This is a genomic window from Prevotella sp. MA2016 (assembly GCF_000619825.1).
Taxonomy (GTDB): Bacteria; Bacteroidota; Bacteroidia; order Bacteroidales; family Bacteroidaceae; genus Prevotella.
Window position 1 is genome coordinate 259,757 of record NZ_JHUW01000006.1, and the last position, 24,288, is coordinate 284,044.

The 24,288-nt window shown below is 48.2% G+C and carries 20 protein-coding genes; 11 read left to right on the top strand and 9 right to left on the bottom strand.

Annotated features, from left to right (window positions below; translation table 11 throughout):
• Positions 1 to 4: 4 nt before the first annotated feature.
• The 7 genes from T360_RS0101075 to T360_RS0101105 all read right to left on the bottom strand — a co-directional run bounded on the left by T360_RS0101075 (position 5) and on the right by T360_RS0101105 (position 10,664).
• Complete coding sequence (locus tag T360_RS0101075; RefSeq protein WP_028911144.1) at positions 5 to 2,428, bottom strand: SpoIIE family protein phosphatase; 2,424 nt, start codon at positions 2,426 to 2,428, stop codon at positions 5 to 7.
• Between the two features lie 19 nt (positions 2,429 to 2,447).
• A complete protein-coding gene (locus T360_RS0101080) occupies positions 2,448 to 3,719 on the bottom strand; it encodes a phosphatidylserine decarboxylase (RefSeq protein WP_081772642.1) in 1,272 nt (423 codons plus the stop codon).
• Between the two features lie 25 nt (positions 3,720 to 3,744).
• A complete protein-coding gene (gene speA, locus T360_RS0101085) occupies positions 3,745 to 5,637 on the bottom strand; it encodes a biosynthetic arginine decarboxylase (protein WP_028911146.1) in 1,893 nt (630 codons plus the stop codon).
• Between the two features lie 22 nt (positions 5,638 to 5,659).
• Positions 5,660 to 6,187 carry a shikimate kinase gene (locus T360_RS0101090; RefSeq protein WP_028911147.1) on the bottom strand — a complete coding sequence of 176 codons (528 nt, stop codon included), beginning with the start codon at positions 6,185 to 6,187 and terminating at the stop codon, positions 5,660 to 5,662.
• A 2-nt stretch (positions 6,188 to 6,189) separates the two neighbouring features.
• Entirely contained in the window at positions 6,190 to 8,586 is a 2,397-nt protein-coding gene (gene topA / locus T360_RS0101095; RefSeq protein WP_028911148.1) for a type I DNA topoisomerase, read from the bottom strand.
• 87 nt (positions 8,587 to 8,673) lie between these two features.
• Positions 8,674 to 9,207 (bottom strand): NUDIX domain-containing protein, encoded by a 534-nt coding sequence (locus tag T360_RS0101100; RefSeq protein ID WP_028911149.1) that lies wholly within the window; start codon positions 9,205 to 9,207, stop codon positions 8,674 to 8,676.
• A gap of 5 nt (positions 9,208 to 9,212) precedes the next feature.
• Positions 9,213 to 10,664 carry a sialate O-acetylesterase gene (locus tag T360_RS0101105; protein WP_036928424.1) on the bottom strand — a complete coding sequence of 484 codons (1,452 nt, stop codon included), beginning with the start codon at positions 10,662 to 10,664 and terminating at the stop codon, positions 9,213 to 9,215.
• Between the two features lie 114 nt (positions 10,665 to 10,778).
• On the opposite strand from T360_RS0101105, the gene T360_RS0101110 reads away from it, so the two are divergent.
• Both T360_RS0101110 and T360_RS0101115 read left to right on the top strand, forming a co-directional pair.
• Positions 10,779 to 11,627, top strand: a complete 849-nt coding sequence (locus T360_RS0101110) for an alpha/beta hydrolase (RefSeq protein ID WP_028911151.1) — start codon at positions 10,779 to 10,781, stop codon at positions 11,625 to 11,627.
• Between the two features lie 18 nt (positions 11,628 to 11,645).
• The gene (locus T360_RS0101115; protein WP_028911152.1) at positions 11,646 to 11,933 is read left to right on the top strand and encodes a DUF4491 family protein; all 288 of its coding nucleotides are present in this window, start codon (positions 11,646 to 11,648) and stop codon (positions 11,931 to 11,933) included.
• 38 nt (positions 11,934 to 11,971) lie between these two features.
• Here T360_RS0101115 and T360_RS0101120 read toward each other — a convergent pair whose 3' ends face one another.
• Entirely contained in the window at positions 11,972 to 13,126 is a 1,155-nt protein-coding gene (locus tag T360_RS0101120; RefSeq protein ID WP_028911153.1) for a TlpA disulfide reductase family protein, read from the bottom strand.
• A 166-nt stretch (positions 13,127 to 13,292) separates the two neighbouring features.
• On the opposite strand from T360_RS0101120, the gene pnp reads away from it, so the two are divergent.
• From pnp to T360_RS0101155, 7 genes are all read left to right on the top strand, one after another.
• Positions 13,293 to 15,635, top strand: coding sequence for a polyribonucleotide nucleotidyltransferase (pnp, locus tag T360_RS0101125; RefSeq protein WP_028911154.1), 2,343 nt, complete (start codon positions 13,293 to 13,295; stop codon positions 15,633 to 15,635).
• Between the two features lie 333 nt (positions 15,636 to 15,968).
• Positions 15,969 to 16,430 (top strand): 50S ribosomal protein L13, encoded by a 462-nt coding sequence (rplM, locus tag T360_RS0101130; protein WP_013063360.1) that lies wholly within the window; start codon positions 15,969 to 15,971, stop codon positions 16,428 to 16,430.
• 9 nt (positions 16,431 to 16,439) lie between these two features.
• The gene (rpsI, locus tag T360_RS0101135; protein WP_028911155.1) at positions 16,440 to 16,826 is read left to right on the top strand and encodes a 30S ribosomal protein S9; all 387 of its coding nucleotides are present in this window, start codon (positions 16,440 to 16,442) and stop codon (positions 16,824 to 16,826) included.
• Positions 16,827 to 16,949: 123 nt separating this feature from the next.
• Positions 16,950 to 17,759, top strand: coding sequence for a 30S ribosomal protein S2 (gene rpsB / locus T360_RS0101140; RefSeq protein WP_028911156.1), 810 nt, complete (start codon positions 16,950 to 16,952; stop codon positions 17,757 to 17,759).
• Between the two features lie 39 nt (positions 17,760 to 17,798).
• The gene (gene tsf / locus T360_RS0101145) at positions 17,799 to 18,797 is read left to right on the top strand and encodes a translation elongation factor Ts (protein WP_028911157.1); all 999 of its coding nucleotides are present in this window, start codon (positions 17,799 to 17,801) and stop codon (positions 18,795 to 18,797) included.
• A gap of 113 nt (positions 18,798 to 18,910) precedes the next feature.
• A complete protein-coding gene (locus T360_RS0101150) occupies positions 18,911 to 19,879 on the top strand; it encodes a PfkB family carbohydrate kinase (RefSeq protein WP_028911158.1) in 969 nt (322 codons plus the stop codon).
• Positions 19,880 to 19,890: 11 nt separating this feature from the next.
• A complete protein-coding gene (locus tag T360_RS0101155) occupies positions 19,891 to 21,051 on the top strand; it encodes an FprA family A-type flavoprotein (protein WP_028911159.1) in 1,161 nt (386 codons plus the stop codon).
• Between the two features lie 4 nt (positions 21,052 to 21,055).
• Here the strand turns inward: T360_RS0101155 and T360_RS0101160 are convergent, their stop codons facing one another.
• A complete protein-coding gene (locus T360_RS0101160) occupies positions 21,056 to 21,583 on the bottom strand; it encodes a TIGR00730 family Rossman fold protein (RefSeq protein WP_028911160.1) in 528 nt (175 codons plus the stop codon).
• Positions 21,584 to 21,660: 77 nt separating this feature from the next.
• On the opposite strand from T360_RS0101160, the gene T360_RS0101165 reads away from it, so the two are divergent.
• The gene (locus T360_RS0101165) at positions 21,661 to 22,455 is read left to right on the top strand and encodes a flavodoxin (protein WP_231488011.1); all 795 of its coding nucleotides are present in this window, start codon (positions 21,661 to 21,663) and stop codon (positions 22,453 to 22,455) included.
• A gap of 8 nt (positions 22,456 to 22,463) precedes the next feature.
• The gene (locus tag T360_RS0101170) at positions 22,464 to 24,251 is read left to right on the top strand and encodes a DEAD/DEAH box helicase (protein ID WP_028911162.1); all 1,788 of its coding nucleotides are present in this window, start codon (positions 22,464 to 22,466) and stop codon (positions 24,249 to 24,251) included.
• Positions 24,252 to 24,288 lie beyond the last annotated feature (37 nt).

A 24,288-nucleotide genomic window follows, 5' to 3' on the forward strand; every position in this document is an offset into this window, starting at 1 on the left:
ATAATTATTTAGTGAGTTTTTTACGGAGCGTGAGTACGTTCTTGCCGTCCACGCGCTCATAGTTAATGGTATCCATAATCTGACGGATAAGGTGTATTCCCAGTCCGCCAATCCCTCGTTCCTCAGCCGTTAAGGTGGTATCAACCTCGGCTTTGGCTGTTGGGTCAAAAGGTGTGCCGCTATCGCTGATGACGAACTTTAAGCGCTCGTCGTTCATCTGGGCATCAATATCTACATTACCTGTTACACCAGTGGGGTAGGCATAGTTCATGACGTTGACTACAGCCTCCTCGATGGCCAGGTTCAGTTTCATCGTGGTACTCATATCGTAGCCGGCAGCCTCGCACACCTCGTCAACGAAGCCGTTAAGCTGTGGTATGGTCTGCACATCGTTGGGTAGGGTGATATGGTTCTGGTAGCGTATGTCAAGCTGTTGCTTGCTGTATTGTACTGCCAGCAAGGTGAGGTCGTCGCTCTGTTCAGCATCGCCAACAAAAGAGTGAACTGCCTGTTTCATTTGGTCGATGATGGCGTGGGGGGCACAACCACCCTTACCCTGAATGCTACGTATCTGTTTCATAATGCGGTCCATGCCAAATTGTTTGTGATGAGAATCTTCTGCTTCGGTCAGTCCGTCGGTATAGAGGAAAATAGTGGTGTGTGGTTTAATCACCGTTTCTTGCGCACTGAATTTCCATCCAGGCATAACACCAACAGGGATGTTTGAATCGCAAGGCAATTCGCCAACCTGAATAATCTCTTCAAATCTTACGAGCAGTGGTGAATCGTGTCCAGCATTGCTATAGCGTAAGCGACCTGTAGGAAGGTCGAGCACACCTACTAGTAGTGTTACAAACATGTTGGAGTCGTTGCCTTCTGCCATAGCATCGTTGATGGTGGTGATAATGCGGTCTGGTGCAGCCTCGTGGGCCGAAACGGTGCGGAACTGAGCACGTGTTACTGCCATTACCAACGAGGCAGGAACACCCTTGCCACTTACGTCGCCGATACAGAAGAACAGTTTCTCGTCGCGGATATAGAAGTCGAACAAGTCGCCACCAACCGATTTGGCAGGTGTCAGCTCGCCATAGATGTCGATATCGTTACGATCTGGATAAGGCGGGAAGATCTTGGGTAGCATAGACATCTGGATATCGCTGGCTACGCGCAATTCACTCTCGATAGAAGCCTTCGAAGCGGTGGTGGTTTTCAGCTCTTCTATGTATTTAGACAGTGATTGCTGCATATCATCGAATGCGTCGCGTAGTCGGCTTATCTCGTCGTGTGAGGTAAACTCGGGTAGGGCTACATCAAAGTTACCTTGAGATATCTCGTATGCTTTGTCTGACAAGAGAGCAAGCGGTTTAAGTTGCCAGCGCATGATATAGAACAGGGCACCAGTGATAGCTGCCAGCAAAACGGCTAGAAGAAGGAGCATGTAGGCTCGCAATTGGTTAGGCTGTTCCAGAATCTTATACTCTGGCAGGGTGAAGCACACCGACCATTGCACTCGGGGGACAGGGGCGTAATAAACGATGGAACTGGAGAAATCATACTGAGTAGTATCATTCTGTAGCAAGCCCGACATATCGACAGTATCTGTGCCTCGTTGCCACGTCAGCATATTTCTGGTCATGTCGAGATATGTGGAATCGTGCTGTTGGTGCGCTTGTTCTATTACGTTTATTGATTGTATCCAGTCTTGGTCGGGGTGACACACATACTGTGAGTCGCGGCCTACTACAAAGACACTTGAATAAGAGTAAGGTTTGGCTTGCTCGCATAGGTTCTGAACCCAGTCGAGCGACACGTCAGCGCATAGCACAGCATAGGTGTGGCCAGTCTTATCGTGGAGCGGCATGGAGTAAGTGACCATGGCACGCTTGGTTGACATGGAGTCAATATACGGTAGGCACCAGTAGCCTGTATCAAGTTTGTTTGTGTAAATCCAGTTACTATCTGTCTCCAGATAGCAGAAATCATTTTCCGGACCGCCAATCTCGTCTTCTTCGAAGGTGTTTTCGGGGGTGCGATAAATGGTTGGCGCAAAATAGCGTCCGTGGTTCTCGAAGTAGTTTTCTTCGTAGAGCAACGTCACAGCAGCAATGTCGCTGTTTGCCTCAATAAGGTGCTGCATTAGTGTGTTGCATAGTGTCTCATGCGGCGCAAACATGTCGGCATAGGAGGCAGCGGTATTCAGGGCTGTCTCGACGTTAGATAATCGATTGTTGATGACTTTGATGGCACTTTCCATTGAACGTCCGGCCTGACGATTCACCTCTTCTACTACCATGCCACGTACATAGGTCATTTGCCAGATGCCTGCAGTGAGCATGATGACAGTAACTACTGCGAGCACAATGGCTGTTGTGCGCATCGTCACCGTTTGGTTCAGGAGTTTGAAGATATTGGCTATTGCTTGTTTCATGAGCAGTTGTATTATAGTTTTATTCGTTGCGTTTTAGGTTTGCATAGGCTTGGCCCATCAGTATCAAATCGCCATCATGCATGATACTCACATCGATGCCCTTTTGGAATATCATGACGATATCTGAACCACCAAACTGGAAGAAGCCCATCTCGTCGCCACGTTTGAGTTGCTGCCCCACATGGAGGGATGGAATCCAGTTGACGCTACATATTTGTGACATACCTACCGGTAGCATGGCCACCAAGCCATATTTCTCTGTTTCGATGATGGCGCAGGCACGTGTCTCAACCATTTGGAAGCCGAGATCGTTTACATAATAGTAAAGTTTCTCGTCGTTATCCCAGAGTGTATAGCCGCCGCCTGCCGATACACCAGGTATCTTGCGTAACTCTTTAAGCACACCATCCACAGGTGCGTGGTAGCGGTGATAGCAGTTTACATCAAGGAAGGTATGGGTGAGTGTGCCCCCGGCAAAGGAGTCTTTATATTGCGAGTCGTTGCCAATAAGCTGGGCTATATCTGATATCTTAGCTGTCTTTATCTGCAAGTCCTGTGGGTAAAGCAGCTGATTGTTGTCGTCAATCTTCCATGTCTGCTTGGGCCATGAGTCAGCAGGTGCTATCACATCTGCATCTGCAATGGGGCGCATGTCGGGCGAAGCCAACTTGCGAGAAAAGAACTCGTTGTAGGTGCGCCACAGGTTTCCTTCGCCATACCATCCTTCTGTTAAACCCCATTCGGGGTCGTTTTTCACCATATTATAATAGGTGTCGTTCCAACTGGCTTCGGTGTCTAGGAACTCGGCCCAGCAGTTGCTGTAGGTTGATAGCCATGAGGCAAAAGGCTCTATGAACTCTACTGTTGGGTAGAAGTATCCCCGGTCTCGCAGTTCGTCGAGCGGTTGATCGACGATGAACCAGAAATAGCCTATTCCTTGGTCGGTTCGTCCGTAGAGTGAACGGCCATAGTCGCTGGGAGCTTGATGAATCATCACATCCCAAGGCAACTGACGTACATTCCAGTCAATGAAATCATAGAACTCGCTGAGCGTCTGTGCCGGGTTGTAGCGGCGGTCAGGATTTATCTCGGCCGCTTGGGCTATCGCATGCTCAAGAAGTGACTTAATCTCGGCATTGTTGTTACATATATCTATCAGTGCTTGAGCGGCCTCAGTACGCTGATGTTCTGGAGTAGGGGTAACTATAGGTGCATCATAATTGGTACACGCTGTGAACAGCATGCTGCAGAATAAGGTGGCTGACAATAGCCAAAGATTAAGTTTCTTCATAGTCGTTCCTGTTTACGTTTTTTATTTATTCTAGATAGGTATAGCCATATAGTCCGGATCGGTAGTTCGACAGGAATTCCTTTCCTTCATCGAGACTGATCTTTCCTTGCTTTACGCTCTTGGCTACCCATACTTCCAGTTGGCGAACCAGTTTCTTGGGGTTGTATTGAACATATTCAAGTACCTCTTCTACGGTCTCACCATCGATGATCTGGTCGATATGGTAGCTGCCGTCTTTCTCAGAGATATGAACGGCATTGGTGTCGCCAAACAAGTTGTGCATGTCGCCTAGGATCTCCTGGTATGCACCTACAAGGAACACGCCTAGATAGTAAGGCTCGTTCTTCTTGAGTGTATGTACAGGCAGTGAGTGGGTATTGTGGCGATTGGTAGTGAAATTAGTTATCTTACCATCGCTATCGCAGGTGATATCCTGTATTGTGGCATTGCGTGTTGGGCGCTCGTCCAAACGCTGAATAGGCATGATGGGGAACACCTGGTCGATAGCCCATGAGTCGCTGAGGCTTTGGAATAGCGAGAAGTTGCAGAAATACTTATCGGCCAGTAGCTTGTCAATCTTCATCAATTCCTCAGGAATGTGCTTCAAACTCTTGGCTAGTGCATGTATCTCGTGGCATACACTCCAATACATGGCCTCTACTTCGGCACGTGTCTTCAAGTCAACGATACCATGCGAGAAAAGATCGAGTACCTCTTCGCGGATTTGCTCTGCATCATGCCAGTCTTCCAGTACGTTGCGTGGACTCAGATTATCCCAGATCTCATAGAGGTCTTTTACCAGCTGGTGACTGTTCTCGTCGGGCTCGAACTCTTCGGGCATCTCGGGCAATGAGGCTGTCTCCAACACGTCGATGACCAGTATTGAGTGGTGAGCTGCTAATGAACGACCACTCTCGGTGATGATGTTGGGGTGGGGAAGATCGTTCTTGTTGGCAGCCTCTACGAAGGTATATATACAGTCGTTGACATACTCTTGAATAGAGTAGTTGACCGAGCTCTCGCTTGATGGTGAGCGGGTGCCGTCGTAGTCAACACCCAATCCGCCACCACAGTCCACAAAGTCAACATTGTATCCCATTTTGTGGAGCTGAATATAGAACTGAGAGGCCTCACGCAGTGCTGTTTGAATGCGACGGATCTTAGTAATCTGACTACCAATGTGGAAGTGTATCAGGCGCAGGCAGTCGCGCAGATCCTTCTTTTCCAGGAAGTCAAGAGCTTCCAGAAGCTCAGCGCTTGTCAGTCCAAACTTACTGGCATCGCCTCCGCTCTCTTCCCATTTGCCAGAACCGCTTGAAGCCAGTTTGATACGGATACCGATGTTGGGGCGGATATTCATTTTCTTAGCTTCGCGAGCAATGATCTCAAGCTCGTTCATCTTCTCTACCACGATGAATATCTGCTTGCCCATTTTCTGTGCCAGCAGGGCCAGTTCAATATAGCTCTGGTCTTTGTAACCATTACATATGATGATTGAGTCGCTCTGGCACTGCATAGCAATAACGGCATGCAGTTCGGGCTTGGAACCAGCTTCCAGACCGAGATTGAACTTGCGTCCATGTGAGATGATCTCCTCTACAACAGGCTGCATCTGGTTCACTTTGATAGGATAGACTACATAGTTTTCACCTTTGTAGTCATATTCTTCTGAGGCCTTCTTAAAGCAACTCCACGTTTTCTCGATACGGTTATCAAGAATATCTGGAAAACGCAGCAGTACTGGGGGCGTAACATCGCGTAAGGCCAGTTCGTCCATCACTTCACGCAAGTCAATCTGTGTATTGTTCTTGCATGGAGTAACGTAAACATCGCCCTTGTCGTTGATACCAAAATAAGAAGTGCCCCAACCATTGATGTTGTAAAGCTCCTTCGAGTCCTCAATCGTCCATTTCTTCATTTTCTAAACGGATATAAATATATTATAAATCTAATAATTCTTTAATTTTATCTACACTAATCTTGATTTTCTCGTAGTTGTCCATCAGACTCACATCGAGCGTATATTTGGCTTTGTTGTAGAATGGATCTCGCTTTTCAAGTTGCTGGCGTATGAAAGCTATCAGCTCTTCTGGACTTTTGCCTTTGATAAGCGGGCGCTCAACTTTTCCCATTAGCAGATGGTTGTACAGGACCTCAGGATCGGCCTTCAGATAAACTGTCAGTCCCTGCTGATTAAGATAGTCCATATTGTCAAAGAAGCATGGCGTGCCGCCGCCACAGCTGATGATGACATTCTCAAACTCTGCCACTTCGTGCAGCATGTTGTGCTCCATCTTTCGAAATCCCTCTTCGCCACGTTCGGCAAATATCTGTGCCACTGTTTTGCGCATACGACTTTCTATATACCAGTCGAGGTCGTAGAAAGTAGCACCGAGCTCCTTTGAAAGAGCCTTACCGATAGTGGTTTTCCCGGCTCCCATGTAGCCTATCAGGATAATGCGCTTCATGCCTACTCTTCAACTTTTTTTGTGGTACGCTTTGCTGTTGTCTTGCGAGCGGCGCCTTTTTGGGAACCTTTCTTGGCTGTTTTCTTGTTGCCGTCCTCGCTCTTCGCTTGCTCAATAATCTTCATGCACTCATCATAGGTGAGTTCTTTTGCTGTCTCATGCAGGTTCTTGGGCAGACGGTAGTTATTACCATCATAGGTCAGGTAAGGGCCATAGATACCGTTCATGATTTCCAACTTCGGATCTTCAAGGAAGAACTTCATGTGTTTGGCGGCTTCCTGACGGCGTTTCTCCTGAATGAGTGCGATGGCCTCATTAAGTGTGATTGCCATGGGATCGGCATCTTTGGGCAGCGATGCAAACATCTTTTCGTGCTTGACATATGGACCGAAGCGGCCTGCGCCAACACTGACAGGACTTCCTTCGAACTCGCCTAGGTCGCGTGGCAACTTAAACAGCTCCATGGCTTCTTCCATCGTGATGGTCTCCATGCTCAGTTCCTTAGGCAGCTGGGCGAACTGGGGCTTGTCCTTATCTTCTGACGAACCTATCTGTACTACAGGTCCGAATCGACCAATCTTAACAAATACGGGGCGACCTGTCTTGGGATCTTGGCCCAATTCGCGCTCACCAGCCTTGAACTTCTGGCGACTGTTCATGGTTTCTTCTACCGTTGGCTCAAAGTCCTTGTAGAACTGTTTCATCATGTCCTTCCACTTTTCATCGCCTTCGGCAATTTTATCAAAGTCCTGCTCAACCTTGGCAGTGAAGTTATAGTCCATAATTTCACTGAAGTTCTCCATTAGGAAGTCGTTAACCACGGTTCCTATATCGGTAGGTATAAGTTTGCCTCGTTCTGAACCAATCATCTCTTTACGGGTCTTCTGTGTGATCTGCTTACCCTTCAGTTGATAGATAGAGTAGAAACGCTCTTCGCCTTTCTTATCACCTTTCATCACATATTCGCGCTGTTGGATAGTTGAGATGGTTGGTGCATAGGTTGATGGACGACCAATTCCAAGTTCCTCCATCTTATGTACCAGGCTTGCCTCGGTATAACGCTGAGGTCCGGCACTAAAGCGCTCGGTGGTGAGAATCTCGCGACGTGTAAGCTCCTGTCCTTTCTTGATGACTGGCAGTGAATGACTGTAGTCTTCCCCTGTCTCATCGTCGTCTACCGATTCGCGATATATCTTCAGGAATCCGTCGAACTTTACAACTTCGCCTTGAGCTGTGAATACTTCGTCGATAGCTTCGCTCTTGATGGTGATAGTGGTTTTCTCGATTTCTGCATCGGCCATCTGGCTTGCTATGGTTCGTTTCCATATGAGATCGTACAGCTTGCGCTCTTGGGCACTGCCTTCAATCTCGGTCATGTTCATGTATGACGGACGGATAGCCTCGTGAGCCTCCTGAGCTCCCTTTGAATTGGTGTGATATTTGCGGAGTTTGCTATAGTTCTCGCCGTATAAGTTGGTGATTTCGCTTTTGCTGGCATTCAAACAAAGCTGTGACAGGTTTACAGAGTCAGTACGCATATAGGTGATACGTCCGCTTTCATACAAGTGCTGGGCTACCATCATGGTCTGACTTACTGTAAAGCCAAGCTTGCGGGCTGCTTCTTGTTGTAAAGTAGAAGTTGTGAATGGAGGCGCAGGTGTGCGCTTGGTGGGTTTCTTAGTGATGGTATCGGCTGTGAAAGTGGCCGTCTTGCACTTCTCTAAGAATTCCATAACCTCATCTTCTGTGCTGAAACGCTTGTTAAGCTGTGCCTTTACCTCAGATGCAGAACCATCGGGGTTGGCAACGGCAAACACGCCGCTGACACTATAATAGGGCTCACTCTTAAAGTTCTGAATTTCGCGCTCACGTTCTACAATAAGTCTGACAGCAACACTCTGTACACGACCTGCAGAGAGTGCTGGCTTTACTTTGCGCCAAAGTACTGGCGAAAGTTTAAAACCAACCAGACGGTCGAGCACACGGCGGGCTTGCTGTGCATTAACCAGGTCCATATTGATATGTCGTGGGTGCTCAATGGCATCAAGAATGGCTGGCTCAGTAATCTCGTGGAATACGATACGGTTAGTCTTCTGTTCGTCCAAACCTAATACTTCGCAAAGGTGCCATGAGATGGCTTCTCCCTCGCGGTCCTCATCGGATGCCAACCAAACGGTTTCAGCTTTGCTGGCCTTTGCTTTCAGGTCGTCAACCAGGCTGACCTTTTCTTCGGGTATCTCATATTCTGGCTCCAATGTCTTCTCGTCGATGCTTATTTCTCTTTTCTTCAAATCACGGATGTGTCCGTAGCTCGACATGACCTTGTAGTCCTTTCCCAGGAATTTCTCAATAGTCTTTGCCTTTGCGGGCGACTCCACTATCACTAAGTTCTTTTGCATATTCTGTCGCGTTATATTTCTTTTGGGCTGCAAAAGTAAGCAAAAAACTTTCTTTCACCTTATTTATATAGAGGTTTTTTTAATTTATTAACAATTCTTTTCCAAGAAGCGGTGCACTGCCTGACGGATGGAGCGTAGTCCGAAGCGCTCTACATATACTTCGCGTAGCGGAAGCCACTGCAGTTCGGCAGCATCATCGTTGGCCTTCACAACGGCGTCGTTTGTTGTGTGGCATAGGAAGAAGAAGTCAAGCGTGCGTATATCCATGCCCGAGTAGTGATACACGTTGGGAATAGAGAACAGATATTCAATGGCATTGGGATTGATGTCGAGTCCTGTTTCTTCCTTGATTTCCCTTACCATGCCCTGTTCAGCATTTTCGTCGTTGTCCACAAATCCACCAGGCAGGTCAAGCGTACCCTTTGCTGGCTCCTTTCCTCGGCGTGCAACTAAGAGTTCTCCTTTTTCGTTCAGGATAAAGGCTGCTGTTGATGCCCGTGGGTTTTGATAGAATGTGAATCCGCAATTGGCGCAATGGCGACTCAGTGCGTTGTGTATCTCAAAATCAGGACTGCCGCATTTGGGGCAGAAATGAAATACTTCTAATGGGTGTTCTGTCATAAGCTTTACCAGTTGTCAGTTCTGAATGGGAATAATGGCAGATTAGCACCGTTCTTAACGTTGCCTATCTGGAAATTTTTAAAACAATAGCGCACGGCTACAGGTTTTTTTACTTGTGGAGATGATACCTTAATAGCTTCGTCCCAGTAACCGCCGCCAGGTTGCCAGAAGTGTTGGGCTTGGGCTGGGTGGAAAATCTTGTCCTCGCCGGCTATCTCAAATCCCTGGATGTCCTCGAAAGGAGCATCGGTATGATAATTGTTGTCAAGATGGATATAGATGGCGTCGCCCTTGATATTCATGTCCTTGTAATTAGAACTCTTGTAGAGGATGCCTTCAAAACCGTAGTCGCGATTCAGGGCTGTATAAGCCAATCGCTCGCCCACTTGTTGTTTTTGAGCGGGATGAATCTGGGTGTATTCGTAGGAATATACCAGGTCGTTGATGCATACCAGGGAACTGTTGGGGATGATTTGCTGGGCCTTGAACTGCTGTTCGCGCAGCAGTGCACCGCTGATGGCATTGTTGTCGTCATCATAGCGATATGGTGCTATCTGAACGAAATAGAAGGGTATTTCGCCAAGTCCGAACTGACTGCGCCACTGATCTACTAACAGCTTTAAACGTTGAGAATATTGGTCGCCAGGATCGCCAACGTTCGAACAACCCTGGTAATACAGGATGCCCTTGATGGTGAAGTTCAGGATTGGATTGAATGTACCATTGCCCCATAATAGTGAGCGATGATAATCGTACTGCGCCCACTTTTTGCATATCTCGACAGAGTCGGTTGGGTCGTTGGTGTATTTCTCAAGATTCTCTTTGGTAAGCCAGCTCTCAACGCGCGAACCGCCTTTGTTGGCCTCGATGAGCCCGATGGGGATGTCGAGTGCTTGATGTATGGTGCGGGCAAAGAAATAGCCTGTTGCTGAGAAGTCGCCAACAGTGTTGGGAGAGCATATGCGCCACTTACATTGAGCATCGTTCAGGGGGCGGGCTGACATCACGCTAGGTATCTTTACACTTCGTACTCCCTGGTGGTTTTTGGCATCAATCACCACCTGGTTATAATCCTTGACTGGACACATCCAGAAACCTTTTACGGGCATCTCCATATTCGACTGTCCGGCGCAAACCCAAACCTCGCCTGCCAGTACGTTGCTGATGGTGAGTTTGTCGCCATCGTCGAACGTGATGGATAGTGGCGTGTAGCTGGCTTTGGGTGTCTTAACCTTTACCTGCCATTCGCCGTTTTTGTTGGCTTTGGCAGTGACTGTCTCGTTGCTCCACGAAGTGGTTACTTTTACCATCTGTCCGGCTTTTGCCCATCCCCAAAGGCGTGCGTCGGTTTGCTGTTGAAGTATCATGTTGTCACCAATCAGGTTGGGCAGCTTCACTTTTGCCTGTGCACAGAATGCCAACAACGCGAGAGTCGTAATAGTTAGGATTTTCTTCATAATTTATTGTAAAGTTTCGAGTTACTGCCTGCAAAGATAATAAAAATCCGTAAAAACTACCTAATCCATAGGATTTTTTTATTACCTTTGCGCCAAATTTTAAAAAATAGTTCGATGAAGTGTATAAAAACAATATTAACGATGATGTCGTTGGTTCTTTCAATTTCTGCTTTTGCTCAGAAAGGAATAACAATACCACTCTGGCCAAACGGACCGGAAGTGGCGAGTGCTGACACGGCTGACAGGGCTGAACTGACGGCCTATCTGCCAGATGCTAAGAAGGCTACTGGTCGTGCTGTGGTGTGTTGTCCTGGTGGTGGTTATAGTCATCTGGCTATGGATCATGAGGGGCATCAGTGGGCTACTTTCTTTAATTCGCAGGGCATCGCACTGATAGTGCTCAAGTATCGTATGCCTCATGGCGACCGTTTGGTGCCTATCTCTGATGCTCAGGCTGCTATCAGAATGGTGCGCAGTCGTGCGGCAGAATGGCATATCAATCCTGATGATGTGGGTATTATGGGCTTCTCGGCAGGTGGTCATCTGGCTTCCACTATCGCTACTCACGCTACTGGTGATGCCGCTCCTAACTTCCAGATCCTTTTCTATCCCGTCATTACGATGGATCTTGGATTTACACATAAGGGGTCGCATGATAATTTTCTGGGTAAGGCTCCAGAAGACAAAAAAGCACTGAAAGAGTATAAGAAATTGGAAATGGAGTTTAGTAATGACCTTCAGGTGAATCGTACTACCCCTCGTGCCTTCCTGGCTTTGAGCGACGATGATAAGGCCGTGCCTGCAGCTAATGGCTTTAATTATTATCAGCAGCTGTATAAGCACGACGTGCCGGCCTCGATTCATATTTATCCCACTGGCGGCCATGGCTGGGGCTATCGCGAGACCTTCGCCTATCATTATCAGATGATTTTTGAGTTGAAAGGTTGGCTGCAGAGTTTTTAATTGATTGACAGTAAGTTTATGTATTTCACAGGTATAATTATAGCTATCAGTACGTTTCTCACTATAGGTATTTGGCATCCTATTGTGATTAAGACAGAATATTATTGGGGTACGCGCCCTTGGGTGTTGTATCTAGTTATAGGATTGGGTTGTATGATAGGGGCTCTGTTTATTGAGAATGCCATTCTTTCTTCGGTTGTAGGTGTGTTCGGCGCTTCGGCCTTGTGGGGCATTGGCGAGCTCTTCTCTCAGAAGAAACGTGTAGAAAAAGGTTGGTTCCCCAAGAATCCAAAACGAAAGTACTAAAAGAAAAACCCTTCCAAATCTGGAAGGGTTTTTTATCTTTACAAAAGTTTCTTGATTTCAGCTTCGAGATCTGCTATCTGAGCAGCTCGCTTAACCAGGTTATTACCGCGGTCGATAACAAAGAAGTCGGGCACAGCCTGGATATTATAAAGCGCTAGACGCTGTGAACCAGCACCGTCTTCGTCGCGAACGCTAATCCAAGGCAGGGCGGCTGTCTGTTGCTTCCAGAAGTGCTCGTCGCTGTCGAGGCTAACCTGATAGATCTCCAGTCCCTGAGCGTGATATTTATTATACAATTCGCGCAGTTGAATGATGCGTGCAGGAGAATCCTTGAGTGCGAAGACGTGGAAGTCGAGCAGTACCACCTGACCCTTCAGGTCGGTGAGGTGACGCTCGTTGCCTTTGTTGTCGAGCAGGGCAATGTCGAGCACGCCTGCCTCTTGCACTTTACTTGCTTCAATCTGGATGTCGGTATTCTGAGCAGCTACGATGCGCTGGTTTTTCATACCCTCGATGGCGATGTTGTGCAGGTTCTGTCCGCGCTCAGCATGAGGGTAGTAGGTATCCCAACTGGTGGCAACAGCTGCAAAGGCCTTGATGTCGTCCTTGTTGTTGCGAGGATTGAAGATGAGGTAGTTGCCAATAGCCTGGAACAGTGCGAAATAAGCGTATGCTTTGTAAGGCTCCTTGTAGATATAGTCGCGCTTAACCTCTTCTTTATATAGATTAATCAGCGTTTGTATGCTGTCGTTTGCCTTTATAATTCCTAACTCTGTGTTGTTTTGTAAGGCGATGGCTTTAGCTTGCAAGTCGATCTGCTTGAGTGCCAGCTCGCGAATCTTTTCGCAGTTTTCAGAACCACTGACAGTGTAGTTGGATGCCATACCGGGATATTGACCTTTAACCTGGACGGTTTCGGTAGAGTCGATGCTCACGTTGATAATCTGGTCAGCGATGCGCAAGCGATAGAAGTCGGGGGCAGTCTTAGCTTCCTGACTGAACGAAAATTCACCATTGTCGCTAAGTTTTACAGAGTCGAGTATGTTGATACCCTCCAGGCTCACATTCTCAAAGTAGAGCACAGAGTCCTTAGCGCCGGCAATCTGTCCTTCTACAGTGAACTGATTCTTGTTGCATGAGGCAACGGATAATGCAGCCAGAGCTACGGCTGCTGCTTTGCTGATATGTTTCATATTTATAATTAGAATTTCGTTTTGCGGGTGCAAAGATACGTTTTTTTAATGAATAATGATTATTGAATAGTGAAAAATTAAAAAAAATAATGAGTTTTCTCGTTTATTAATATAATTATGTGTATCTTTGCGGCTGTTTTTTATATATTAGATGTTTTTAAACAAGATGAACGTAATTACAAAAACCCTTCAATTGGCTGATGGACGTACCATCACCATTGAAACCGGGAAAGTGGCAAAACAGACTGACGGCTCTGTTGTTCTGCGTATGAACAACACCGTATTGCTCGCCACTGTTTGTGCCGCAAAAGATGCAGTTCCCGGAACAGATTTTATGCCTTTGCAGGTAGATTATCGTGAACAGTACAGTGCTGCCGGACGTTTCCCCGGTGGATTTACCAAGCGCGAAGGCAAAGCCAGCGACAACGAAATCCTGACATCACGACTGGTGGACCGTGTTCTTCGTCCACTCTTCCCTTCGAACTATCACGCTGAGGTATTTGTGAATGTAATGCTGCTTTCAGCCGATGGTGTTGATCAGCCTGACGCTCTGGCAGGTTTTGCTGCTTCAGCTGCTTTGGCTTGCTCGGATATCCCATTCGAGTGCCCTATCAGTGAGGTTCGTGTAGCCCGTATCAACGGTGAGTATGTTATCGATCCTACCTTCGAGCAGATGAAGGATGCCGATATGGACATCATGGTTGGTGCCTCGGCTGAGAACATTATGATGGTAGAGGGAGAAATGAAGGAGGTGTCAGAACAGGATATGATCGGCGCCCTGAAAGCTGCTATGGCTGCTATCAAGCCAATGTGTGAGCTTCAGACCGAACTCTCAAAGGAACTCGGTAAGGATGTTAAGCGTGAGTACGACCACGAGGTGAACGATGAGGAACTGCGTGAGCGTATGAACAAGGAGTTGTATCAGCCCGCTTACGACGTTACCAAACAGGCTCTGCCAAAGCAGGATCGTGCTGATGCCTTCGAGAAGATTCTTGCTGATTTCAAGGAGAAGTATGCTGCTGAGCATGCCGACCTGACTGAGGATGAGCTCGGGGAGAAGTATGCCATGATGGATCGTTACTATCACGACGTTGAGCGCGACGCTATGCGCCGTTGCATCCTCGATGAGGGTATCCGTCTCGATGGTCGTAAGACTGATGAGATCCGTCCTATCTGGTGCGAGGTTTCACCTCTGCCAATGCCTCACGGAAGCTCAATCTTTACTCGTGGTGAAACACAGTCGCTTTCTACCTGTACTCTGGGTACTAAGCTCGATGAGAAGATGGTTGACGATGTGCTCGACAAGAGCTATCAGCGCTTCCTGCTTCACTATAACTTCCCTCCATTCTGTACTGGTGAGGCCAAGGCGCAGCGCGGCGTTGGTCGTCGTGAGATTGGTCATGGTCACCTGGCATGGCGTGGACTGAAGGGCCAGATTCCTGAGGACTTCCCTTACACCGTTCGTTTGGTAAGTCAGATTCTCGAGTCTAACGGTTCCTCTTCAATGGCTACCGTATGTGCTGGTACACTTGCCCTGATGGACGCTGGTGTTCCTATGAAGAAGCCTGTTTCGGGTATTGCTATGGGACTGATTAAGAATCCCGGTGAAGATAAGTATGCTGTATTGAGCGATATCCTCGGTGACGAGGACCACTTGGGTGATATGGACTTCAAGACCACTGGTACAAAGGATGGTCTGACCGCTACTCAGATGGATATCAAGTGCGACGGTCTGAGCTTCGAGATTCTTGAGAAGGCTCTGATGCAGGCAAAGGCTGGTCGTGAGCACATCCTGAAGTGCCTCACCGATACTATCGCCGAGCCACGTGCTGAGATGAAGCCACAGGTTCCTCGTATCGTTCAGATGGAGATTCCTAAGGAGTTCATCGGTGCTGTGATTGGCCCTGGTGGTAAGATTATCCAGCAGATGCAGGAGGATACTGGTGCAACTATCACTATCGACGAGGTTGACGGTGTAGGTAAGGTTCAGGTATCTGCTCCAAACAAGGAGAGCATCGATGCTGCAATCGGTAAGATTAAGGCTATCGTAGCTATTCCTGAGGTAGGCGAGGTTTACGACGGTGTGGTTCGTTCTATCATGCCTTACGGATGTTTCGTTGAGATTATGCCTGGTAAGGATGGTCTGCTCCACATCTCAGAGATTGACTGGAAGCGTCTTGAGACTGTTGAAGAGGCAGGTATCAAGGAGGGTGACCACATTCAGGTTAAGCTCCTGGAGATTGATCCTAAGACAGGTAAGTACAAACTCTCTCATCGTGTACTGATTGAGAAGCCTGCCGATTATGTTGAGCGTCCTGCCCGTGGTGAGCGTCGTGAGCGCCCAGAGCGTAATGGCGAGCGTCGTGACCGTCGTCCCGACCGTGGCGATCGTCGCAACGGTGAGCGTCATGGTGAGCGCCGCCCACGTCCTGAGCAGCAGCAGACTGAGGCTCCAAAAGAGGAGCAGCCAAAGGATTTCAGCGACTCGTTAGATAACATGGATTTCTAAGAAAGAAATCTTAAAAATACAGAAAAGCGTTAAATTTGTCTAAATTTGACGCTTTTTTCTTTTGCGCGTACATTATATAATAAAAATAGTTAGTACCTTTGCACACCGATTTAGGGGAGAAACTTAGAATCCCCGTGAAATGTTGTGTGAATAGCGGTGTCTTTGGCCGGGCATGGCGGTTCGTGAATCAGCGTTTCAATGATCTCCGTTAGGGAATTATCCCAGCGGGTGCGACGTTAGACTGACAACCGGGAGTTAGACCCTGGGAGTGGGTTTATGCGCGTACATATTATATATAATAAGTTAAACTGTTTTTTAGTAGTAAATTTAAAAATGAACACTTTGAGTTACAAGACACTTTCTGTAAACAAGGAAACAGCAAAGAAGGAGTGGGTGGTAATCGATGCCACAGACCAGGTTGTTGGTCGTCTCGCTTCAAAGGTAGCTAAGCTGATCCGCGGAAAGTACAAGCCAACTTTCACTCCACACGTTGACTGTGGTGACAATGTAATCCTTATCAACGCCGATAAGGTAGTTTTCACTGGTAAGAAAGAGACCGATAAGGTTTATACCCGCTACACAGGTTATCCTGGTGGTCAGCGCTTCAATACTCCTGCTGAGCTTCGCAAGAAGAACGGTGGTGTTGACAAGATGCTGCGTCATGCCGTTAAGGGTATGCTGCCAAAGGGTCCTCTGGGCCGCAGCCTGCTGAACAACCTCTTCATCTATGAGGGTACCGAGCATCCACATGCCGCTCAGCAGCCAAAGACTATTGATATTAACCAGTATAAATAATAAGGAAAGATGGAAGTAATTAACGCAATAGGTCGTCGTAAGAGCTCTGTAGCCCGTGTGTACGTAACAGAGGGTACTGGTAAGATTACGATCAACAAGAAGGATTTAGAGGTATATTTCCCATCAGCCATTCTGCAGTACGTGGTTAAGCAGCCACTGAACCTGCTCGAAGTAGCTGAGAAGTATGATATCAAGGCAAACCTCGACGGAGGTGGTTTCACTGGTCAGAGCCAGGCTCTGCGTCTCGCAATTGCTCGTGCTTTGGTGAAGATCAACGAAGAGGATAAGAAGAAGCTGAAGGTAGCTGGTTTCATGACACGTGATAGCCGTGAGGTTGAGCGTAAGAAGCCAGGTCGTCCAAAGGCACGTCGTCGCTTCCAGTTCAGTAAGCGTTAATCCCGCTGAACAACCAAGCGATAGTTTAGTATCTAAACCCGCTGGATTCCTTTGGACTACCATCGGGCTGATTCTGGACAAAAGAATTAAAAAGAAAGTAAACAATTTAAAAGCATTAAGAAAATGTCAAGAACAAATTTTGATCAGTTGCTGCAGGCTGGCTGTCATTTCGGTCACCTGAAGCGTAAGTGGAACCCCGCTATGGCTCCTTACATCTACACAGAGCGTAACGGTATTCACATCATCGACCTGCATAAGACAGTAGCAAAGGTTGACGAGGCCGCTGAGGCCCTGAAGCAGATTGCCAAGAGTGGCAAGAAAATCCTGTTCGTCGCTACTAAAAAACAGACAAAGGAAGTGATTGCAGAGAAGGCTACAAGCATCAACATGCCATACGTTATTGAGCGTTGGCCAGGTGGTATGCTTACCAACTTCCCCACAATCCGTAAGGCCGTTAAGAAAATGGCGAACATCGACCGTCTGATGCAGGATGGAACCTATTCAAACCTCTCTAAGCGCGAGCTGCTGCAGATCACTCGTCAGCGTGCTAAGCTGGAGAAGAACCTTGGTTCAATCGCTGATCTGACCCGTCTGCCAAGCGCACTCTTCGTTGTTGATGTAATGAAGGAGAACATTGCCGTTCGTGAGGCTAACCGTCTGGGTATCCCCGTATTCGGTATTGTTGATACTAACTCTGATCCTAACAATATTGACTTCGTTATCCCTGCTAACGACGATGCTAAGGATTCTGTAGAGGCTATCCTGAATGCCTGCTGCACCGCTATCGCCGAGGGTATCGAGGAGCGTAAGGTAGAGAAGGCCGACGAGAAGGCTGCTGATGCTCAGGCTGAGGGCGAAGAGGCAAAGCCAAAGCGTGCTCCACGCAAGGCTCGCAAGGACGCTGAGCCAAAGGCAGAGGCTGCTGCTGAGTAATATAAGAATTGAAGAATTTAAAAATTGAAGAATTAAAATATGGCTATTTCAATTGATGATATCAAGAAGCTTCGCGCAATGACTGGCGCTGGTCTGGCTGACGTAAAGAAAGCTCTGACCGAGGCTGAGGGCGACTTCGACAAGGCCAAGGAGCTTCTTCGTGAGCGTGGCCTCGCTATTGCTGCAAAGCGTAGCGACCGTGAGACTTCTAATGGTTGTGTACTCGTTAAGAGCGTTGATGGCTTCGCTGCTATGATCGCTTTGAAGTGCGAGACCGACTTCGTAGCTAACGGTGCCGATTTCATTGCTCTTACTCAGAGCATCCTCGACGCTGCCATCGCTGCAAAGGCTAAGGACATTGAGGCTGTTAAGGAACTCACTCTGGCCGACGGTCAGAAGGTTCAGGACGCTGTAACACAGCGCTCTGGTATCACTGGTGAGAAGATGGAGCTCGATGGTTACCTGACTCTGGAGGGTGAGAACATTGAGGTTTACAACCACATGGGTAAGAACACCCTGTGCACTATGGTACAGACCAACAAGCCAGCTGCTGAGCAGGGTCACCTGGTAGCTATGCAGGTTGCTGCTATGAAGCCAGTAGCTCTCGACGCTCAGAGCATCGATCCAAAGATTCTCGACGAGGAGTACAAGACCGCTGTTGAGAAGTCTAAGCTCGAGCAGGTTCAGAAGTTCGTTGATATGAAGCTCAAGAAGGCTGGTTTGAACCCCAACCTCGTTGATTCTGAGGATCACATCGAGAGCAACATGTCTAAGGGCTGGCTCACACAGGAGCAGGCTGATGAGGCTCGTAAGATCATCGCTGAGGCTAAGGTTGAGGGCGAGGCTAACCTGAAGATGCCTATGATTGAGGGTATCGCTAAGGGCCGCGTTGAGAAGTTCAAGAAGGAGAACTGCCTGGTTGACCAGGAGTTCCAGTTCGGTGATGGCGACAAGGCTACTGTTGCTCAGTGGCTCGCTAAGCAGGACAAGGATCTTAAGATCTGTGCCTTCCAGCGCTTCACACTCGTTGCTGACTAATAGTAAGCAATATATTTGGATCGGCATTGCGCAAGCAGTGCCGATTTTTTTTGTGCCATTGTGCCGTTGTTACAATTCTTTTTCGTATATTTGCAGCGATAAATCCAAAACACATGAGAAAAGTAATAGGAATAGGAGAAACCATATTAGATATCATCTTCAGAGACAATCAGCCCATTGGAGCTGTGCCTGGAGGATCTATGTTCAACGGGCTCATCTCGCTGGGGCGCGCCGGACTTAATACTACCTTTATCAGTGAGACGGGCAACGATCGTGTAGGTCGTAACATTATCAGTTTCTTGGAGGAGAATCATGTAGATGCCTCTAACATCAGTGTGTATCCTGAAGCAAAATCGCCAGTATCATTGGCCTTCCTGAATGAGAACAATGATGCAGAGTATATCTTTTATAAAGACCATCCGCACGATCGCTTAGAATTTAATACGCCTGATATTAAGGCTAACGATGTGGTGATGTTTGGTTCGTTTTATGCCATCAATCCTGTGATACGTCCTCAGATGCTGGCATTCCTCCAGTATGCTCACGAGCAGGGAGCTATTCTCTACTATGACGTGAACTATCGTGCCTCACATCGCAACGACTTGGTGAAGGTGACGGCCAATATTTTGGAGAATTTTGAGTTGGCCGACATCATTCGTGGTAGTGCTGATGATTTTGAGGTGATGTATAACAAGCGAGGGGCTGAGAGTGTGTATCGGTCGCAGATTGACTTCTATTGCAAGAACTTTATCTATACTCAGGGTGGTGAGCCTATTGAGTTTAGGGCTCAGGGTGGTTTGGCTAAGCAATATCCAGTGGCCGACACTCAAACCGTAAGCACTATTGGTGCTGGCGATAATTTCAATGCAGGCTTTGTGTATGGGCTATTGAAATATGGTGTCACGCGTGAGATGCTGGATGCTGGCGTGTATGTTGATGTGTGGGATGCCGTCATCGGCGAGGGTCTGCAGTTTGCTGCCAATGTGTGTAGCAGCATCAGCAACAGTGTGGATCAAGACTTTGCTACTAAGAAGCAGCATGAGCTGGAAGTGGCACTGAAGAACTTGGACGAGAATAATTAAAAATTTAAGATATGATGAGCGAAAGCATTAAGTACATCGGTGTTGACGATCTTGACATTGATCTGTTTGAGAGTCAGTATGTGGTGCCCGAGGGCATGAGTTATAATTCTTATCTCATTGACGACGAGAAGATTGCAGTCATGGATACTGCCGATCGACGCAAGGGAGAAGAGTGGAAAGCTAACTTGGTGGCGGCACTTAATGGGCGACAGCCTGATTACCTGGTGGTTCACCATATGGAGCCTGATCACTCGGCGCTCATCGGTTGGATGCTAGAGTCCTATCCCGCTTTGCAGCTTGTATGTAGTGCACAAGCAGCTAAGATGCTGCCTAATTTCTTCGATGGCTTTAATTTCGAAGGTCGAGTGCTGACTGTCAAGGAGGGTGATACGCTCTTGTTGGGTTCTCATGAACTCCATTTCATAGGGGCTCCGATGATACACTGGCCTGAGGTCATCATGAGTTACGACAGCTTGGATAAGGTTGTTTTCTCTGCCGATGGATTCGGTAAGTTTGGAGCATTGGTTAATGATACTGACGATTGGGCCTGCGAGGCGCGTCGTTACTATTTTAATATCTGCGGTAAATATGGTTCGCAGGTACAGCTGGTGATGAAGAAGTTGGCCTCACTCGACGTTCAGGCCATCTGTCCGCTGCACGGCCCTGTGCTTGAAGGTGAGCAGTTGGCTGCTGCCATCAAGCTATACGACACATGGAGTAAATATGAGCCCGAGAGCGAAGGTATCCTGATAGCTTATGCCAGCATTCATGGTGGAACAGCTGCTGTTGCCGAGCGTCTGGGTGAGATACTACGCAAGAAGGGTGCACCAAAGGTCGTGGTGAGCGATCTGAGTCGCGACGATATGGCCGAGGTCATCGAGGATGCTTTCCGTTATCCTACCGTCGTCGTAGCTGCGTCGAGCTATGATGCAGGTGTGTTCCCTGTGATGCACGATTTCCTGTATCACCTGCAGATCAAGAACTATCAGAAGCGCCGCTTCGGCATCATCGAGAATGGCAGTTGGGCACCAACGGCAGGCAAGGTGATGCGCTCGATGATAGAGGGATTGAAGGACTGTGAGATTGTTGAGCCGATGGTTACTATCCGCTCTCGTATGAAGGCTGCCGACGAGGCCTTACTTGAGCAACTGGCCGACAGCTTGTTATCATAAGAAATTAAATCAAGCGGCTGATTTCTTCCAAGGAGTCAGCCGTTTTGATGTAGTGATGCCAGTCGCCACGAATCATCCCTTTGGCCTGCAGGTCGTTGAGTAGGCTTATCAGCCCATTCCAGAATCCCTTCATGTTATACAGGATTACAAGCTTTTGATGATAGCCGATGGTAGCCGATGCTGCCACAGTGAATATCTCATCGAGCGTGCCGATGCCGCCAGGCAGGGCGATAAAAACGTCGCTCTGGTCCATCATCAACTGCTTGCGGTCGCTCAGGTTGTCGCAAGGAATCTCCACATCCACATAATCACTTCTGCGTCCACTCTTCTCTACCATCATGGGTACCACACCGATGGTCATGCTGCCAGTACCTCTGGCCGTCTTGGCTATGCACTCCATCAAACCTTGGTTCACACCGCCATACACGATGTTGTGACCGTTTTCACCAGCCCACTTGCCCAATTCTTCCGTCAGCGTAAAGAATTCAGGGTCAATCTGCTCATTCGCAGAACAAAAAACACATATCTTCATATTGTTTGCAAAATTACAAAAAAAAATAGTATCTTTGCAGCAGAAAAGGGATTAAATTTTCTTAGACATAACAACTTATGAAAAAACTATTTATCTTGATGTCAATGATGACATGCGTTGCAACAATGTTTGCACAGAAGAAACTGGTGCTCTTCTATTCGGAGAGCGGGTCAACCAAAGCCGTAGCTGAGGAGCTGCAGAAGCAGCTGGCAGCCGATGTAGAGGCAGTAGAAGCCGTAGAGCCTTATACGGGCGATTTCGGAGCCACTGTCCAACGTAGCAATCAGGAGCGACAGAACGGCACTCTGCCCGCCATCAAACCCTTGAAAAAGAAGATTCAGGATTACGACGTGATTTTCCTGGGTTATCCCATCTGGGGCGGCACCTATGCTCTGCCTATAGCCACACTGCTGAAAGAGCAGGATTTTGCAGGCAAGACCATCGTGCCTTTCTGCACCTTTGGTAGTGGCGGCCTGAACACTTCGACTGCCGACCTGAAGAAGGCGCTGCCCAAGGCTAAGATTAAGCAGGGCTATGGCGTGCGTGCAGCCCGAGTGCAGAAGGCCAGTAAGGAGTTGAATAGATTTTTGATAGAAAATGGATATAAGAAAGGTAGTGTAGAGAAATTGGGTGAGTATTCTGAACAGAAGCCTGTAAATGATGCTGAAAAGGCGCTGTTCGATGCAGCCTGCTCAAACTACCAGTTTCCCTTAGGTACCCCACAAACAGTGGGTAAGCGTGATACCGCTGATGGCACTGACTATAAGTTTAGCGTAACAAGTCGCGGTATGAACGGCAAAGAGGCTACATCGACTATCTACGTGACTGTAGAGAAAGGTGGCAAGCCGGAATTTACAGAAGTAGTAAGATAAATTATTGAATGAAGACATTTGAAGAATTAGGAGTATGCGAGTCGATACGTAAGGCTATCGAAGAGTTAGGTTTTGTAAACCCCATGCCCGTGCAGGAGGCAGTGATACCATATCTGCTGGGCAATGAAAATGATGTGATAGCACTGGCTCAGACCGGCACTGGCAAGACTGCCGCTTTTGGCATCCCCTTGCTGGAGCGTATCGACACGTCGAAACGCTATACACAGGCATTGGTGCTCTCGCCAACGCGTGAGCTCTGCTTGCAGATAGCCGACGACCTGCGCGACTTTGCTAAATACTTGGATGGTGTGCACGTCGAAGCCGTGTATGGCGGTGCTGCCATCGAGCCACAGATGAGAGCCTTGAAGAAAGGTGTGGAGATCATCGTGGCCACCCCGGGCCGACTGGTAGATCTGATGCATCGCGGTTTTGCCCATCTTGAGCAGGTAACGAACATCGTGCTCGACGAGGCCGATGAGATGCTTAACATGGGCTTCTCAGACAGTATCAACGAGATTTTTGAGTCACTCTCCGACAAGCATCACACACTGATGTTCTCAGCCACCATGAGTAAGGAGGTAGAGCGTGTGGCCAAGAAGTATCTGCATGATTACAAGGAGATTGTGGTAGGCAGCCGCAACGAGGGTGCCGAGAGCGTAAACCACATCTATTACATGGTTAACGCCAAGGATAAGTATCTGGCACTGAAGCGCATCGTGGACTTTTATCCACGCATATTCGCTATCATCTTCTGTCGCACCAAGATTGAAACACAGGAGGTGGCCGACAAGCTGATTAAGGATGGCTATAATGCCGAGTCGCTGCATGGCGACCTCAGTCAGCAGCAGCGCGACCTCACGATGCAGAAGTTCCGCAACCACCTCACACAGTTGCTGGTGGCAACCGACGTGGCTGCCCGCGGACTGGATGTGGATGATCTCACCCACGTCATCAACTTCGGACTGCCCGATGATATCGAGAGCTACACCCACCGCTCAGGCCGTACAGGTCGTGCCGGCAAAAAGGGTACTTCTATATCTATCGTTCACAGTCGTGAGAAGTTCAAAATCCGCAATATTGAAAAGATTATCTGCAAGGAGTTTGTCAAGGCAGAGATTCCATCAGCCGAGGAGATCTGTAAGAAGCAGCTCTACAAGGTGATGGACCAGATTGTGAAGACTGATGTAGATGATGAAGAGATTGCTCCTTTCATGCAGGACATCAACCGCTATTTCGAGTATATCGACAAGGAGGAGCTCATCAAGAAGATTGTGTCACGCGAGTTTGGTAAGTTCCTGGCCTACTATGCCGAGGCACCTGAGATAGAGGCTGTGGTGCCGGAGAAGAAGGGCAAGAAGCCCCAAACCGACAAGCAGAAACTGCAGAACAAGGCCCAGAAGGGCTATCGCCGCCTGTTTATCAATCTGGGTAAGCGTGATGGTTTCTATCCGGGCGAGCTGATGCAGACACTGAATCGCTTTGTGGGCGGACGTCAGGAAGTGGGCCATATCGACCTGCTCGACAGCATCTCTTATTTCGAGGTGCCCGAGAAAGATGCCAAGAAGGTGATGATTCAGCTCACAGGCATCCGCCACAAAGGCAAGACGGTGCGCTGTAACGATGCCGATGAGGGCGGTAAACCTACCGAAGGCAAAGGCGGCGGCAAGCCCAAGCGTCAGAAGAAAGACAACTGGCGCGAGCTGATGGGCAAGGCCCCACGCGAGCTGAAAGGCAAGGAGCCCGACTTCAGTGAAGAAGGCTGGGCCATGCGTAAACCCCGCAAAAAGAAGAAATAATCCTTCACCCTCCCGTCTTTATGCAAAATCCCCGTAT

Coding starts and splice junctions, on each gene's coding strand:
- rplM (WP_013063360.1), top strand. CDS start 15,969: ATGAACACTTTGAGTTACAAGACACTTTCTGTAAACAAGGAAACAGCA.
- T360_RS0101165 (WP_231488011.1), top strand. CDS start 21,661: ATGAAAAAACTATTTATCTTGATGTCAATGATGACATGCGTTGCAACA.
- topA (WP_028911148.1), bottom strand. CDS start 8,586: ATGCAAAAGAACTTAGTGATAGTGGAGTCGCCCGCAAAGGCAAAGACT.
- pnp (WP_028911154.1), top strand. CDS start 13,293: ATGAACGTAATTACAAAAACCCTTCAATTGGCTGATGGACGTACCATC.
- tsf (WP_028911157.1), top strand. CDS start 17,799: ATGGCTATTTCAATTGATGATATCAAGAAGCTTCGCGCAATGACTGGC.
- T360_RS0101170 (WP_028911162.1), top strand. CDS start 22,464: ATGAAGACATTTGAAGAATTAGGAGTATGCGAGTCGATACGTAAGGCT.
- T360_RS0101075 (WP_028911144.1), bottom strand. CDS start 2,428: ATGAAACAAGCAATAGCCAATATCTTCAAACTCCTGAACCAAACGGTG.
- T360_RS0101150 (WP_028911158.1), top strand. CDS start 18,911: ATGAGAAAAGTAATAGGAATAGGAGAAACCATATTAGATATCATCTTC.
- T360_RS0101115 (WP_028911152.1), top strand. CDS start 11,646: ATGTATTTCACAGGTATAATTATAGCTATCAGTACGTTTCTCACTATA.
- T360_RS0101100 (WP_028911149.1), bottom strand. CDS start 9,207: ATGACAGAACACCCATTAGAAGTATTTCATTTCTGCCCCAAATGCGGC.
- T360_RS0101080 (WP_081772642.1), bottom strand. CDS start 3,719: ATGAAGAAACTTAATCTTTGGCTATTGTCAGCCACCTTATTCTGCAGC.
- speA (WP_028911146.1), bottom strand. CDS start 5,637: ATGAAGAAATGGACGATTGAGGACTCGAAGGAGCTTTACAACATCAAT.
- T360_RS0101110 (WP_028911151.1), top strand. CDS start 10,779: ATGAAGTGTATAAAAACAATATTAACGATGATGTCGTTGGTTCTTTCA.
- T360_RS0101155 (WP_028911159.1), top strand. CDS start 19,891: ATGATGAGCGAAAGCATTAAGTACATCGGTGTTGACGATCTTGACATT.
- rpsI (WP_028911155.1), top strand. CDS start 16,440: ATGGAAGTAATTAACGCAATAGGTCGTCGTAAGAGCTCTGTAGCCCGT.
- T360_RS0101160 (WP_028911160.1), bottom strand. CDS start 21,583: ATGAAGATATGTGTTTTTTGTTCTGCGAATGAGCAGATTGACCCTGAA.
- T360_RS0101105 (WP_036928424.1), bottom strand. CDS start 10,664: ATGAAGAAAATCCTAACTATTACGACTCTCGCGTTGTTGGCATTCTGT.
- rpsB (WP_028911156.1), top strand. CDS start 16,950: ATGTCAAGAACAAATTTTGATCAGTTGCTGCAGGCTGGCTGTCATTTC.
- T360_RS0101120 (WP_028911153.1), bottom strand. CDS start 13,126: ATGAAACATATCAGCAAAGCAGCAGCCGTAGCTCTGGCTGCATTATCC.
- T360_RS0101090 (WP_028911147.1), bottom strand. CDS start 6,187: ATGAAGCGCATTATCCTGATAGGCTACATGGGAGCCGGGAAAACCACT.